The sequence below is a fragment of the Mesorhizobium sp. B2-3-15 genome (assembly GCF_006442875.1).
In the GTDB taxonomy this organism is placed as follows: Bacteria; Pseudomonadota; Alphaproteobacteria; order Rhizobiales; family Rhizobiaceae; genus Mesorhizobium; species Mesorhizobium australicum.
Genome location: NZ_VFVO01000003.1, coordinates 403,334 through 417,720, shown reverse-complemented (window position 1 = coordinate 417,720; position 14,387 = coordinate 403,334). Strand labels below are relative to the sequence as shown.

Genomic DNA, 14,387 nt, shown 5'->3' with positions numbered 1-14,387 from the left:
ATATGTCAAGAAAACGCTTCCGGAGGAACCCCGCGAACCATGTCCAAAACACCCGATTCGGGCAAAGCGGAAGATGGCGGACCTTCGACGGTCGAGCAATATCTGGTGAAGGACCCGGAACGCTTCGCGCTGAACATGGCGCGGATGATCGAGCAGGCTGGCAAGGCGGCTTCCGCGTGGGCCGAACCGCGCGAAAAAGGTGAGGTGCGCGACCAAGTCGCCGAGCCGGTGGTCGACATGGTCAAGACCTTCTCCAAGCTCAGCGAATACTGGCTCGCCGATCCGCAGCGGGCGCTCGAAGCGCAGACGCGGCTGTTCGCCGGCTACATGACGGTTTGGGCCAACGCCATCCAGCGCGTCAGCCCCAATGCCGAGGGCGCCGACGATGCCGTCAAGCCGGAGCGCGGCGACAAGCGGTTCCAGGACCCGGAATGGGGCCGCAACGCCTTCTTCGACTTCTTGAAACAGGCCTATCTGGTCACCTCGCGCTGGGCGTCCGAACTGGTCGACCATGCCGAAGGCCTAGACGAGCACACCCGCCACAAGGCGAGCTTCTACGTCAAGCAAGTATCCAACGCCATCTCGCCGTCCAATTTCATCCTGACCAATCCCGAACTGTTTCGCGAAACCGTCGCCTCCAACGGCGAAAACCTGGTGCGCGGCATGAAGATGCTGGCTGAGGACATCTCCGCCGGCAAGGGCGACCTCAAACTGCGTCAGGCTGACTATTCACCCTTCGAGATCGGCAGGAACATCGCCACCACGCCCGGCAAGGTGGTCGGCCGCAGCGATGTCGCCGAGATCATCCAGTATGATGCGGCGACCGAGACGGTGCTGAAGCGCCCGCTGCTGATCTGCCCGCCTTGGATCAATAAGTTCTATATACTCGACCTCAACCCGCAGAAATCCTTCATCCGCTGGGCGATCGAGCAAGGCCACACCGTTTTCGTCATCTCCTGGATCAATCCGGATGAACGCCACGGCGCCAAGAACTGGGAAGCCTATATCAGGGAAGGCCTGCAATACGGCCTCGACACGATCGAGAAGGCGACCGGCGAGCGCGACGTCAATGCTATAGGCTACTGCGTCGGTGGCACGTTGCTGGCGGCGGCCTTGGCGCTGATGGCTGGGGAAGGCGACGACCGCATCAAGTCGGCGACCTTCTTCACCACGCAGGTCGACTTCACCCATGCCGGCGATCTGAAAGTGTTCGTCGACGAGGAACAGGTCGCGGCGGTGGAAAAGTCGATGAACGAAAAAGGCTATCTCGACGGCACCAAGATGGCGACCGCCTTCAACATGCTGCGCTCGGGTGACCTGATCTGGCCCTATGTTGTCAACAACTACATGCGCGGCAAGGACCCCCTGCCCTTCGACCTGCTCTACTGGAACGCCGATTCGACCCGCATGGCGGCGGCCAACCACTCCTTCTACCTGCGCAACTGCTATCTCGAGAACAACCTCTCGCGCGGCACGATGGAACTGGCGGGCCACACGATCTCGCTCGGCGATGTCACCATTCCGGTCTACAATCTCGCCTCCCGGGAAGATCACATCGCGCCGGCTCTGTCCGTCTTCCTTGGCTCGAAATTTTTCGGCGGCCCGGTCGAGTACGTGATGGCGGGATCGGGCCATATAGCTGGCGTCGTCAATCCGCCCGCATCCAACAAATATCAGTACTGGACCGGCGGTCCGCCGAAGGGCGACTTCGACCAGTGGATAGCCTCCGCCACCGACCATCCGGGATCCTGGTGGCCGCACTGGCAAGGCTGGATAGAGGCCAAGGACAACACCCGTGTGCCTGCCCGCAAACCCGGCAAGCATATGAAAACCTTGGGCGATGCTCCCGGGACCTATGTCAAGGTGCGTGTGTAACGGACTGTAATGTCTGGTGAGTTGACGCCCCCGCAAAAGCGGGCGAAATGGTGTCGTCAACCATCAAGCGGCCGCAATTCGGCAATCGCTGCAAAAATACTTACAGGCTTGCTGATTTGACACAGGTCTCGTTTCCGGATCGGAGACAAAGGTCCACCTGACGCGGACATACCAGTCGGCGCCAGGTATATACCGATCGGACACCGAGGGGGAATTTGACTTTGAAATCAGCAGGATGGAGCCTCGCAAAGGGAGAACGCCGCGCCATTGTGGCAGCGCTCTGCTCCATACTTCTGGCCTCCTGCACATCGGCTGGCGATCCGACAATGTCGGTTGGAATGCCCGGCTATAATGCTTCCGAATCGGACCTCCACGCCGCCTCTGCGGGCAAGCCTCTCGCCGCTGATTCGTCGTCGCAAGTGGCGACAGAGCAGACGACCGTGATGAGCGAAAGCGACACGGCACTCCCCGAAAAGGTTGCTTACGTACCGATTGCCAAGCCTGGGGCCACTTTCCCGCTCACCATACCGGCCGGCGCGGAAACGATCGCGGGACAGACGCCGCAGTCCTTGCAGCAGCCGGTACAGACGGCGCAGCAGACAGACGCGGTCGCCAAGAAGATCGCCGCCGCCGATGCCGCCGCCACCGCGCCGACGCCAGCCGCGGCACCGGTGATGAACAATCCGGTGTACGTGACCGCCGGCGAGGCACCGCAAGCCGACGCGCCGAAGAAAAAAGGCTTCCTGGCGTCGATGTTTGGCGCCACCCCGGCTTCGGCCACGCCTGCTCCGCTGGTCAACACCCGATCGGGCGAACAGCCTGCCGTGCAGCCCAAGCCTGCTCCGCCCGCGGCAAAACCGATCATCACTTTGGCCTCTGCTGATTCCACGCAGAAGCCACTGCAACTGGCTTCACTTGGCGGCGATGCCGGTCACATCACCGGCAGCGACGCCTTGCCCGGCGTGCGCCAGACGGCCCTGTTCGAGATCAAGCGCAAATCCGGCCTCGACGATGAAAGCGACGTCGACCTCAACGAGGACGAAGGCTCGGGCGGCTCCTATCAGGTTGCCTCCGCCGCCGGCATGGCTCGGCTCGCGCCCAACGGTCTCTTGAAGCAGAATGAGAGCGTCGACGTGGCTTGCCTGAAGCCGTCCCTTGTGCGCGTGCTGAAGACGATCGAAGGCCATTACGGCCGCAAGATGATGGTAACCTCGGGCTATCGCGATCCGGCCCGCAACCGTCGCGCCAACGGCGCCAAGAATTCGCTGCACATGTATTGCGCCGCCGCCGACATCCAGGTGCCCGGCGTCTCCAAGTGGGAGCTTGCGAATTACATCAGGACCATGCCCGGCCGCGGCGGCGTCGGCACCTACTGCCACACCGAATCGGTTCATGTCGACGTCGGCCCCGAGCGTGACTGGAACTGGCGCTGCCGCCGGCGCAGCGGCGGTGACGACGGCTAGCGGCGATTTGGCAGGCTGGAGCCTGCCAGCGGAAGTCCCCGACTTCGTCATCCACCGGCAGAGCAGGAGCGAAGCTCCATCGCGAACACCCGAGGATGCCGGGGCGCCTGACGTCACCGCAAATCGCAAGCTCTTCCGCCCCCGCGAAAACGCTGATTTGGCAGGCTGGAAAAAAGTTGTCCAAGGCGGCACCTAACGGGTTGCCGGTTGCGCGCAACGCCAGTATAAGCCGCTTCGTCTGAGCGCGCCCATCGTCTAGCGGTTAGGACACCGCCCTTTCACGGCGGTAACAGGGGTTCGATTCCCCTTGGGCGTACCAGATAGTTCAAGCACTTAGCACCTACTCCCCTGAAGTTGTCGAATAAGCGCCGAATATACGGTAGCGAACTATCGCGGACGGAGGAGAATATTCCATGGCCGCTTTCGGGGGATAAGCCAGATGAAGTGCCCACACTGCACAGTTTCGATCCACGCAGCCTGGTCGGCGAAAAGCGTTGTGTACCAGACGACGACCACTCCGTTCGCGTATAGATCAATGATGTGCCCCGAATGCAGCAAGTGGGTCATTGAACTAATGGATAGCAACAAGGGGGGCGTCTGGGCGCTGGTAGAGCCTCGGGCTGCGGGTCGCGGTCCAGTTCCGCCAGAAGTACCAGGGGCAATCGCAGCTGACTACCTCGAAGCTTGCAACGTACTTCCTTTGAGCCCCAAGGCATCCGCTGCCCTCTCTAGGCGCTGCTTGCAATCGATGCTTCGGGCGCGTGGCTACACTGCAAAGGATCTGGCAAAAGAGGTCGACCTGCTACTTGCTGAGACTGACGCCTCCAAGGCGATCCCGGTTTCGCTACGGACCGTTGTCGACGGTATTCGGAACTTCGGCAATTTCTCCGCTCATCCGATCACCGATCTGACGAGCTTGCAGGTCATAGACGTCGAACCAGAAGAGGCTGAATGGTGCCTTGAGGTGCTAGAAGAGTGCTTCGATCATTTCTATGTGCGCCCCATTCAAGCTGCAAAGCGAAAGGCTGCCTTGGACGCCAAACTAGCGGGTGCTGGCAAGCCAATTTCCAAGGGATAAACGGAACAGCCCGCCACCGTGAGGCAGCGGGCCATTGTTTCGCTTTCGGTAGATCAGGCCGTGGCAGCCGCGAGACGCCTTACCTCTTCAATGAAGAGGTGCAGGCATTCGACATCCCAGTTCCATTCGTTAAGAGGTGCCTCTGGCTGGTCCGGATACAGTGATGTATCGAATTGAAGCGTTGTCGCTTTGGCAGCTATTCCTGCTACGGAGTGAGCCGGGATCGCTCTCATACGTTTGCCGATTTCATCGAGGACGATCGCAGCGTCTTCACATTCCTTGGTGATCGGATCGCATTGTACGTGGCGCAGAGTCCAATATTCCCTGTGGTCCTTGAACGGGAGATGGCGCTCCGGCTCGCCGTGCTTTTCCTCGAACTCACTGTGTGTGCGCTCGCACTGGGCATGGATAACGCGATATTTGGTGTGGTGCTCCTCGAACTGCGCTGCCAGTGCGACCAACGCCTCGTCATGTGGCAACAAGTTGGCACCAGCTTCGAACGGAACGAGCGCACCCGATGCCGCAATGGCTGTACTGGCTACGAGGCTGCGACGATTGACCAGCTGATTCATAATTGATTTCCCTGCTTCGATTGTGGGTGGTGGCGCTGCATGCACGGCGATGGTCACTGAGTCGCGGCGATGAAACGACCCGAAGAACCGGCGTAGCTGGGGAAATCCTGGCAAAACGGTCATGATGGTTTCTCACTGGTAAATGGGGCTATCACGGCCCGCATGGCGATCGGCGCCAAAGCCGGGGGGTGATAACTCGCCAGCGAGACGAGCCGGTGGTTTTTAACCGTGAGGTCTGGACAGCACCACCGCCCCCGGCCTATAAAAGGCCGTTCGCGGCAGCCGCCAAGCTGCGCGTCCTCCCAAAGAGGGAGATACGACTTACGATCGCGCCAACGATTTTAGGTCGTCACTGGTCCGGGTTATCACGCCCACGGACACGTTCCGCTTATTCGCTGATTTCGTCAAGCACTCCTGAAAGGGAGTTGGCTTGCGCGCGCATAGATTACGCGATGCTCAGTTAGGGCAAACAATTGGGGCGGGCTGCGTGATACCGACGCGTCGGGTTGATCGCGCACGGCGATGGCATGATCACAGACTTATTTCTCACAGCGGTCGCTGCTTTTTCCATTCTGGTTCCACTCTACTTCATCCTCAAATGACAGTAGTGCGTCGGCCTCCAGTTTCAACGTGAACAAACCGGGGATTCACATTTGCCCGGTTCCGATCTAGATTCTCGGCATGGAAAGCGTATTTGACGATCTCGCCAGCGCCTTGAAAGCCCCTCAGACTGGCCAGGGAAGCCGCTACAGCACGTTCGCCCTGAAGATGGCAGCGAACTTGCTCCTAGGCTTCGCGATCGGTCTGGGAATCGCCATAGGTCACGCTGTAGCGGGCTGAGCACTCACTCGATCATACTCCGCACCGGCCCGGTGGTATTCCACTGGATGAACTCGACTTCCTTCCCCGTCACTTCCCGCACAGACTGCAACAGCACCTCATGCAGGATCCGAGTGGCGCGGTATTGCTCGCAGTGTGGCGATATGAACGGCTTCACGATGCTTTTGTGCAGCGCTTCGGCCGCCACGAGAAAGCGCTCGATTTCAGCTTGGGAAAGCTGTTTGGATGGTTTGGACCTGGCCATTTGGCGATCTCCGTTTGAGTGGGCCGCCGCAACGTGAGGATTTTATTCCTGATCTCGCCATGGTTGGCAAGCCCTAGCCGCCGGGCGCATATTAGGTTCCGCCTAGTGGAGCTAGACACCTTTAGAGAGCAAGATGGCCCAGACGATCCGGTTCGCGATCTTTGCGGTTTCGGCTGCTGCCGCCGGCTTGGCGTTTTTCGCCTTCCATTCCTTCTGGACGTGGACCGCGCCGCTCCTGATCTTGTTCGTCGGCTCCATGCTTGCCGAACACATTTTCAACCGGCTGGCGTCGGACGAAGAAAAGCAGCGCGATCTGGAAGATCGCGTGCGCAATCCGCCGTTGTAAGGCCACGCTGTAGCGGGTTGATGCCTGGTATTTGCGCTACTGCAATATTAGGCCATGATCCCTTCTGCCGGGAGGATGATCTCCGGCATGGCGATTCTTGCGTCCCGCCCCTTTCCCGGTAGTATCGCCATCCGGCGGTGGGGGCGCGGGACAATGAAAAAGAATTTCTGGACGTTTACACACTACATGCGAGAGGTCGCCTGGTCAGATTGGCGTGGACGGTTGGTTATACTCACCGTTCTTATCGCTTCTGCAATAACATTCATAATTTGGTGGCGTTACCCCGACGCATCGAACGTTACCACGTTCTTTGGTGCTGCGTTCGCATCTTGGGTTAGCGGATTTATACTATTTATTATCACCGGCTTTGTAATCGCATTGGTTACGCTCCTTAGGCCGGAACGAGAGATTTTTGAAGCCAGAGCTAGGAACCTTCTACAGAGACAAACTGGCCCGCATATAAACTACATTATCTCAAAACTACACGACCTTTTTGAGCCCTATTTGGAAGAGATGACTAGAGACATCGCTATAATTGACTATGACGTCACATCAAAGATGTTTCTCCTAACGCAGGATTCCGTCCTTAGTTACCGAAGCTATTTGCCCGACATACCTGTTGTCTTCGATTCTCAGGTTGGCTACGTCAACGGAAACAAGTCGCCGGATGGAAAGAAAAAAGCGTCTTTCACTTTTTTGAAGGTGGACGGGAAGACCGTTGGGTCATCTGAGGAATTTGATGTCTCAATCAGGAGGGACTTTCAAATCTCCGTTCATCCTCTGTCAACCGTTAAGGTGCGATATAGATTAACCTATTGGGTTTTGGCAGACGCGGAACCAAATCGACAACTGGTAAAAAGGTTCACTCGCAAACTTCTCGTAACCGTACACAACCACCTTTCGACGGAAACGGTCACGGTTTATCACCCGAATGACGAAGAGTTGAAATGGAGCATTCCAGCCGGGGAGCAGGCCCAAGTGGTGAACATGAATGAATTGACGCCAACCAAGGACGCAAATACGTTTGCCTTCGATTTTCGCCTTAGTTTGGCTTGAAAACGACCTCAGGATGCCTTAGGTTTTGGCTACATAAGGAGATTGAAAATGCGTAGAGGTGACGACATCGGCGGCTAAAACCCGCGAATCATTGATGCGTATATTCCATGGAAGGCCCCAACGAGCGTGGGGCCTTTTGCATTTTGGAATGAGTGCAGGCGCCGGCATCAAGCCTGACCCTTTGGCTCGGCGGCGACCAGGGCGGCAGCTACCCGCCTCTCGTTCATGTCATCCGTGGCGCCGGCAAGCTCGATGACGAATTGAGGCACCCACTCGCTGCGGAGCGTGAACCTATGGACCGAGCCGTCCGGCATTATGAACTGGAAGGCCAGATGGCCGCCGTCCTCCGATGTTCCAAGGGCATAGGCTGAGATCTGCGCTTCGTCGAAGCTCCCGAACTGCGCACGGAATCCCTTGCGGCTGTCCCCAACCAGAGCGGCGTACTCGGGCGGTACAGGCCAACTCTTACCGACCATAGATCCCTCGCATCGCGTCCTTGACGGCAAGCACGACCTGCCGACGCATTTCTACGGCGCTGTCCTTGCTGACTTGTGCGCCAGCATGGATGGTGATCGGCACTGAGACGCTGATCGGCCGCTGGCTCATGTCACCGCTTTTGTTGGCGGGCGCCTGTGCCGCTGACCGGGCATCCTGGAATTGATCCGGCCTTGCAATGATCACGCGCTCGTTCGGGTTCTTGAAGAACTCGACCTTTTGCGTGTCGCCGGCATCAATCATGCCACCGGTGGCAAAGCCTGCCGCCTTGTTCGAAGCAGCGAGCGCTTGCGCATAGGCTGCGGCATACCCCGGAGAACTCGGGCTGATGCCGTTGAGCATGGCGTTGTAGGGATCGCCACCATGCAGGGCTGTAGGAGCCGAGCCGAGCGAGGAACCACCGGAGGGATAGCCCAGCGGTGACTGACCGCCGTAGACGATGGAGCGGGCGATCTGCTCAGGTGTGGCGCCAAGGCCCGACGATCCATAGCCGATGTTGCCACCGCCAACGATGCCGGCCGCTTTGAAGTTGGACTTGATCTGCGACAGCACATCGAGGAACGTCGCGGTTTGCGGATCAACGGTCGATGCCGAGGAAGACGAGCCGGTGCTTGAGGATGAGCCCGACCCGCTGAAGCCGCTGCTGCTCTTGAGGTCATCGAGCAACTGCGCGGTCTTGCGCGTGTTGGCCTCGATGTTCATCCAGATCGTCCAGGCGCGATCGCTTTCCTTGGTCGGCTGCGTACCGGTGAAGGCAGATTGCGCGTTCGCAAGCGCCTGGGCGAACATCAGCGACTGAGCGGATGGCACCACCGTGCCAGCGCCCTGCGGCAAGACAATCTCGGGACCATGCTCGCCGACGAGATATGGCAGGCCAGCCGCCACTGGGCCGCCGGCCGCGCGCGTGCCACCAAATCGGGTGACTGCGACGCCGCTGGAGCCGCCGGAAAGACCATACGAGGAGCCATATCCTGAAGACTCGGCGCCGCCATTGTAAGAGGGGACCGAATAGGCTTGCTGGGTCATGTCGGTTTGGCCGCCATAGCGTGTGACGCCAATCCCGCCGGTGGTGCCGACGTCGTAAATCGACTTTGAGCCAGTCCCGACCTGTTGCGTAACAACCGAAATTGTGACGGTACGGTTTTTGATGGCCTGGATTGCCGCGTTGAGCTGCTTGGCGGCGCCTGTGTCGGCGACGAGCTCCTGATTGGTCCGGACCAGCGAGTCGACAAAGTTGTTGACCTTGTCGACGGGGAATCCGTCCGTGATCAGGGTCTGTCGCACCATGTCGAGACCCTGATACACGGCGTTGACGGTGGCGTTACCCGTGGCCATCGCAGCAAAGAGCTTCTGCACTGTGGCCGTTGCATCGGCAATCTCGCTGTTGGCGTCCTTGATGCCAGCAACGTCGCCAAAGAAGGCTTGAATGTTGTCCTTGCCGCCAGCGGCGGCGAGAGCCTGCTTCAGCACGTCAACCTGGGTGGTTGTGGCGCGGAACTGCGATTCAAGCTGGACCATTCCGGCCAACTGGTTCTGCCGGGCATTCTGCACCGCAGCGTCTACCTGCTGGAACAATCCGAGAGTGGTCTGAAGTTGGCCGTTTGCCTGGCCGGCAAACTGACCCGCCAAAGAGCGCGTTACCCCGAAACCGCTGCCCGAGTTCATGGTGCCGAACAGCTTGGCAATAGTGGCGTCGGCACCGCCGGCCTTCTCACTGACATCCTTGAACCCAGCAGAGATTTCAAAGAGCGTGTGCTGTGCCTTCGCGCTGTCCTGCACGATCGTGCTGATCCCGGTGTCGGCCGAGATTGACCTCTCCAGATCCGCAGCCTTTTTCGCGGCGTCCTCCAGCGACCTGGCAAACGCATGCGCCTCGGCATTCAGCTTAGGGTCAAGCTCAAGTCGTCCGATCTCGCTGTACAGGGCTTGCGCGCTGATGGTGCCATCGTGAACCCTCCCTGAGAGCGCTCGAAACGCCTCCGAACCTGCCTCACCAGTCAGCGCGAATTCACCGCCAAGCGCGGACATGTCGATGCGGAGTGCGTTCAGATCCGCTGATAGCGTTTTCCTCGCGTCTGAAATCTGATTCTTAAGGTCGGCCGCCGCGATCGACTTTGGAATCTGGTTCGCCTGCTCTTCATACTGCTTGGCCGCGATTGCCGCCTCCGGGTACGCCTTGGCGATGTCATCAATGAGTTTCCTGTTGTTCTCCAGGACCGTATTGACGTCGAGAACACTCCCCTTGATCCCGCTGAAAGCCCTAATGGCAGCCTCAGCGCCGAACGATATCGCCAGAAAGCCGAGCGTGAAAGGATTGAAGACGGCGGATGCCAATCCGCCAAGCGCCTTCATGCCATTGCTCAGGGTCAAGACACCGGCACCAGTTCCAACAAGCCGCTCATTCAGAACGATCAGGCTGCCGGGGATGCGCGAGAAATTGCCACGCGCGATTTCTGCCCCAAGGACAGAGAACTCCCTGGTTACACCAGCACCAAGGCCTGCCGTTCTAGTCTCGGCAACGCCAAGTTCGGCCATACCAACGGCAGCGGCTCTGCTCGATACCGCCACTTCTTCATTGGCCACAGCCAAGCCCAGCATACCGGGAGTGATCTTCGACAGATTGCCCCCTGTCGCCTCAAGCGCGGCGGCGAAATCCTTCGCGGCAATAGTGCCCGTGGCGAGCCCGGCTCCGCCGCCGCTGCCGAGCGTGCTCAATTCAGCGTTGGCTAACTTGGTCGCCGCAGCGACACTCGACAGGGCCGCAGTTGTGGCTGCGGTGTTCGCTGTCAGTTTCGTCAGCGTGGCGCCGGCGGCGGTGCCCGAAGCTGTCAGCTTGCTGAGCAAAGCATTGGTTTTGTCCACGCCGGCGGCGATCTTGGCCAGCCCTTCGGACAAGCCGGCGCCATTCAGTTTTGCAGTGAGCTCTGCATCGAATTTCGCGGCGATCTGCTGCGCCTGGGCGAGCTTGGCCTCGAATGGGCCAATATTGCCAGAAATCTCAATGACGACGTTGCCCGCGACTTCCATGGTTCATTCCCCTCCGGCTGCCGGCGTGGTCAGTTGTTCCCTGATCAGCTTGGCCAAATGCTTGCCGATACTGACGATCTCGGCGGAGCCGGAAAGCTGGGCCAAGGCGATATCGAGGCCAGCGAGATCCGCGTACGCAACCGACAGGTCAGCCAGGACGGCTTGGTAGCGCGCGGCGGCCTTGTCCCGCGCGGCTTTGAGGTCGTCCAAGGTGACGGCGGCTGACATGTCGCGATCCCCGATCAAGCTGCGACTGCCCGAGCCGGAATGCCCGGATTGTCGGCGCGGTATTCGGATTCGTTGGCGTAGAATTTCCCGAGGGCGACTTCGTCCGCAGATGCCGCCGGGTAGGCGTTCTGGCCAGGAATGACCTTGAGAACATTGTCGCCTGACTTCACCAACCACGGAGTTGGAACGGCTTTCTTCTCGAAGTCGTCGAATACGCGATCCTCGAGGCCGGTGACGGCCTTTATGTCGTTGCGAGCAACAAGCATCGCCGCCTCAGCGGCTTCGGCGGTTTCCTCCGCCTCTGCAATCCCCGCGACCTGGCCACCATCAACCCGACGTTCCATCACCAAGTCGCGAAGCTGCCCGAAGATGTCATCCGACAGTCCGGAGAGGGCCGGGGGTGCTGAAAGGACTGCATCCGCAACCCTTTCATCCCGGCTGCCACTGATGAACGCCATGCGCTCGCCGGGCTTCATTTCCCTGACAAGCGCGCGAATTTCCTGCCGCTCAAGCGCAGCGGCGATGTTGTTAGGATCCGGCTGCGGGAAGGCCGAAGCGAAAATGGCCGCCCGCGCCTGCTTTGCATCGGACAAGGCCTTTGCGATCGGCGCGAACGCCATTTTGAGGCCAGGCAAATAGGTCTTTGCCGCCTCGTCCTTGATGGCCTTGCTGCGACCGATCTCCGTCAAGCTCGCATCAGTCTTAATGGCATCGGCCCGCTTGCTAAACCGATCGGCGATATCGAGGCAGGCCGTTGCAGCCTCACGAAGCTTGTCGTCTTTGACGCGGGTTACAATCTGCTGCGTGCGAAAGTTCATGATTGTTCCTTTCTCAGACCGAAGCGGCCACGACGGAGTTGATAAGCTCGTTGCCACGCGCGCGGGTCTCGTCCTGCCAATTCAACCCGCCAGTGGCGGCAAACTCAGCATGTCGAAGCGGCCACGGCCTGGAATCAGGATGACCAAAAAACCCACGGACCGGCGTCGGACCGACTGGCACATTTTGGTTTTCGAGCGCCCTGTCGTGCGCGGCCAAATTGATGAACGCGGCCTCCAATTCGGCTAAAGCCGTTTGGTATCGGGCACCGGCTTCGGCGTGGGATTCAAGCAGTTCGGCAGGCGTCATTTTCGGGGTTCCTATCGTTGAGGGGATCGGGCGGCTTCGGCAAGCATGCTGTCGATCTGGTCGTATGGGCTGCGATGGCCTGTCGGGACGGAGTACTGGTTGCTGGTGCTCGTCCCGCGCCCATACGGAACGGAGTAGGCGACTGGCGCCGGCCGCTGCTGAAGGATCATGTTGGCGAGACCGGCAACCGCGTTCGCGATATCGTCATGGCCGTTCGGCGCATGGTCGATGGATTCTTTGCCGCCGCGTGCAACACGACGCTCCAGGCCAACGATCTGGTTGACCAGTTTGTCATCGTCCAGGAGGTCGATCGTGCGACTGTTCAGGGCGGGCAGGAGATCGCGGTAAAGGTCGGAGCGGGAATGTTCGGCAATGCGGTAGGTGATGCCGTGCTTTCGGAACTGTTCACGTGGCCATTCGCCCGCGTATCGATCGCCGGTGACTGACGACACGCCATACGACTTCAGCAAGGCGGCAAAGTCCGACACAGCACCTTCGGGAGAGAAAGGCGGCTTGCGCTCCCTGGTGGCATCCAGAACGCCCCGGCGGCCGTCCTTGTGGCCGATCGCAAGCGTCATCGAATCGTTGCTGCCGCCCGAAGGGTCGACAAAGGCATGATATGCGATCCCGTTCAGCCTCTCGCGCTCCGTCACGTCCAGCGACACGCAAGCCTCAACCACTTCGCGGGTAACAAACGCCTCGATATCTGCGCGCCACTCTGCAAGCCATTCAGCAGCAGCTGCCGAATAGTCTCGCTCCAGGGCGGCATCGATCACCGATTGCCGAACGCTCGGGTTCATCTCCCGCGTCGTGGCCTTCCAAACCAGCGGGGTTCCGTCCTTGCCCCAATACCGCCTGTAAGCGTCCCACAAGGCGCCCTTGCGGGCATAAGGGCTGCTGGCACAGATCAGCATCGCGTTGGGGATCGTGGCCATGCCGGGCCGGATTGCGTCGAGGATGGCATAGTCGGGTTCGGCAGCATCGTCGGTGCGCCAAAATGCGATCTCGTCAGCCAGGACAGCGGCGTAGGTGTAACCACGTGTCGAGCGGAACGATGCTGTGCCAACTTCGATGGTAACGGAGTTGGTGAGGTCGAAGGCGTCGGCTGTCTCGCGTTCGATGAGTTGCGCAAGGCTCTTGATGCCGGTCAGCATGGCCTTGATGTAACGAATGATGACACGGGCCTGTCTGCGATCGGCAGCAAGCACCAGCACAGTGGCGCGTTCACCTGGTGCAAGGTATTGGCGATAGTCGAAGAAGCAGGCCAGGAAGACGGCAACCAAGGCCATCACGAACGACTTGCCACCACGACGGCCAGTCACAAGCCATGCCTCGCTGCCGGCCTCTACTGGCGCCGTGGTGCGGCCAGTGTGATGCTTGTACATCTCCAGTTGATCGTCGGTCATAGGCAGACCGAAGAGGGCAGCCAGGAAAGCGAACCACGCGGCGTAGGAAGCCCGGTTCTTGAACCAGGGCGCAAAGAGCAACGGGCTATCGCAGGCTTCGAGGATGTTCACGCGGCACGCCCCGCAATGATGTCCTGTAAGGTCGGTGTCACGTCCCGTGCCCGACGTTGCAAGCCAACATCGGCCAGCAATCGGCGCTGTGCATTGGTCAGGGCCATGAACTCCCCGAGATCCACCGGATCGCCAGAGAGGTACGTCGCGCCAGCATCCTTGATCATCGCCCCCAAGAGAGCGGCACCGTCAACGATCTCGCGTTCCATCGCAGACAGTTGTTCCATGCCCCCCAAGTCGCTTGCGAGCTGATCCCGTAGCTCGAACGTGGCCTGTGCCGCCTTGGTCCTGCGGTCCAGATCGTCAAGCGTGCGCAACCGTGCTTTCGCCCCTTTCGGTGCGGTAACGGTGCTGCTTTCGGCTTCTATCTGATCGGCTTCTGCGAGCAATTTACAGGCCTCTTATTCGACGAATATGCAATGTATAGCATGGCATGGCAGTTAAGTCATTGATTTTACTAGTTCACGTGAGTTCGCGGGCGTTCAAGTTACCGCCTTTGCACGGCGGGTACTCGCATACGA

14 protein-coding genes and 1 tRNA gene are annotated in these 14,387 nt (G+C 59.6%); 6 read left to right on the top strand and 9 right to left on the bottom strand.

The window, feature by feature from the left end:
* Nucleotides 1-39: 39 nt before the first annotated feature.
* The 4 genes from phaC (at nt 40) to FJ954_RS09205 (ending at nt 4,416) form a co-directional block, all read left to right on the top strand.
* Nucleotides 40-1,875 (top strand): class I poly(R)-hydroxyalkanoic acid synthase, encoded by a 1,836-nt coding sequence (gene phaC / locus FJ954_RS09220; protein WP_140661148.1) that lies wholly within the window; start codon nt 40-42, stop codon nt 1,873-1,875.
* A gap of 215 nt (nt 1,876-2,090) precedes the next feature.
* On the top strand, nt 2,091-3,338 hold the full coding sequence (locus FJ954_RS09215; RefSeq protein ID WP_140661147.1) for a YcbK family protein: 1,248 nt from the start codon (nt 2,091-2,093) through the stop codon (nt 3,336-3,338).
* 244 nt (nt 3,339-3,582) lie between these two features.
* A tRNA-Glu gene (locus tag FJ954_RS09210) sits at nt 3,583-3,657 on the top strand.
* A 120-nt stretch (nt 3,658-3,777) separates the two neighbouring features.
* Complete coding sequence (locus FJ954_RS09205; RefSeq protein WP_348641123.1) at nt 3,778-4,416, top strand: DUF4145 domain-containing protein; 639 nt, start codon at nt 3,778-3,780, stop codon at nt 4,414-4,416.
* 53 nt (nt 4,417-4,469) lie between these two features.
* Here the strand turns inward: FJ954_RS09205 and FJ954_RS09200 are convergent, their stop codons facing one another.
* A complete protein-coding gene (locus FJ954_RS09200) occupies nt 4,470-5,111 on the bottom strand; it encodes a hypothetical protein (RefSeq protein WP_140661145.1) in 642 nt (213 codons plus the stop codon).
* 721 nt (nt 5,112-5,832) lie between these two features.
* On the bottom strand, nt 5,833-6,072 hold the full coding sequence (locus FJ954_RS09195; protein WP_140661144.1) for a hypothetical protein: 240 nt from the start codon (nt 6,070-6,072) through the stop codon (nt 5,833-5,835).
* A 133-nt stretch (nt 6,073-6,205) separates the two neighbouring features.
* On the opposite strand from FJ954_RS09195, the gene FJ954_RS09190 reads away from it, so the two are divergent.
* Together FJ954_RS09190 and FJ954_RS09185 are read left to right on the top strand one after the other, a co-directional pair.
* Entirely contained in the window at nt 6,206-6,418 is a 213-nt protein-coding gene (locus tag FJ954_RS09190; RefSeq protein ID WP_140661143.1) for a hypothetical protein, read from the top strand.
* Between the two features lie 153 nt (nt 6,419-6,571).
* Nucleotides 6,572-7,474, top strand: a complete 903-nt coding sequence (locus FJ954_RS09185; protein WP_181177782.1) for a hypothetical protein — start codon at nt 6,572-6,574, stop codon at nt 7,472-7,474.
* A 167-nt stretch (nt 7,475-7,641) separates the two neighbouring features.
* On the opposite strand, the gene FJ954_RS09180 is transcribed toward FJ954_RS09185, so the two are convergent.
* Genes FJ954_RS09180 through FJ954_RS09150 form a run of 7 tightly spaced genes read right to left on the bottom strand, consistent with a single transcriptional unit; the run spans nt 7,642 to nt 14,255 of the window.
* Complete coding sequence (locus tag FJ954_RS09180) at nt 7,642-7,950, bottom strand: hypothetical protein (RefSeq protein ID WP_140661141.1); 309 nt, start codon at nt 7,948-7,950, stop codon at nt 7,642-7,644.
* Complete coding sequence (locus FJ954_RS09175) at nt 7,940-10,996, bottom strand: hypothetical protein (RefSeq protein WP_140661140.1); 3,057 nt, start codon at nt 10,994-10,996, stop codon at nt 7,940-7,942. The genes FJ954_RS09180 and FJ954_RS09175 overlap by 11 nt, the downstream gene beginning before the upstream one ends.
* Before the next feature lie 3 nt (nt 10,997-10,999).
* Nucleotides 11,000-11,224 carry a hypothetical protein gene (locus FJ954_RS09170; protein WP_140661139.1) on the bottom strand — a complete coding sequence of 75 codons (225 nt, stop codon included), beginning with the start codon at nt 11,222-11,224 and terminating at the stop codon, nt 11,000-11,002.
* A gap of 14 nt (nt 11,225-11,238) precedes the next feature.
* The gene (locus tag FJ954_RS09165) at nt 11,239-12,042 is read right to left on the bottom strand and encodes a hypothetical protein (RefSeq protein ID WP_140661138.1); all 804 of its coding nucleotides are present in this window, start codon (nt 12,040-12,042) and stop codon (nt 11,239-11,241) included.
* Between the two features lie 13 nt (nt 12,043-12,055).
* Nucleotides 12,056-12,349 (bottom strand): hypothetical protein, encoded by a 294-nt coding sequence (locus FJ954_RS09160; protein ID WP_140661137.1) that lies wholly within the window; start codon nt 12,347-12,349, stop codon nt 12,056-12,058.
* A gap of 11 nt (nt 12,350-12,360) precedes the next feature.
* Entirely contained in the window at nt 12,361-13,866 is a 1,506-nt protein-coding gene (locus FJ954_RS09155) for a hypothetical protein (protein WP_246681034.1), read from the bottom strand.
* Complete coding sequence (locus tag FJ954_RS09150) at nt 13,863-14,255, bottom strand: hypothetical protein (RefSeq protein WP_140661136.1); 393 nt, start codon at nt 14,253-14,255, stop codon at nt 13,863-13,865. Before FJ954_RS09150 ends, FJ954_RS09155 begins: the two co-directional genes overlap by 4 nt.
* Between the last annotated feature and the right edge of the window lie 132 nt (nt 14,256-14,387).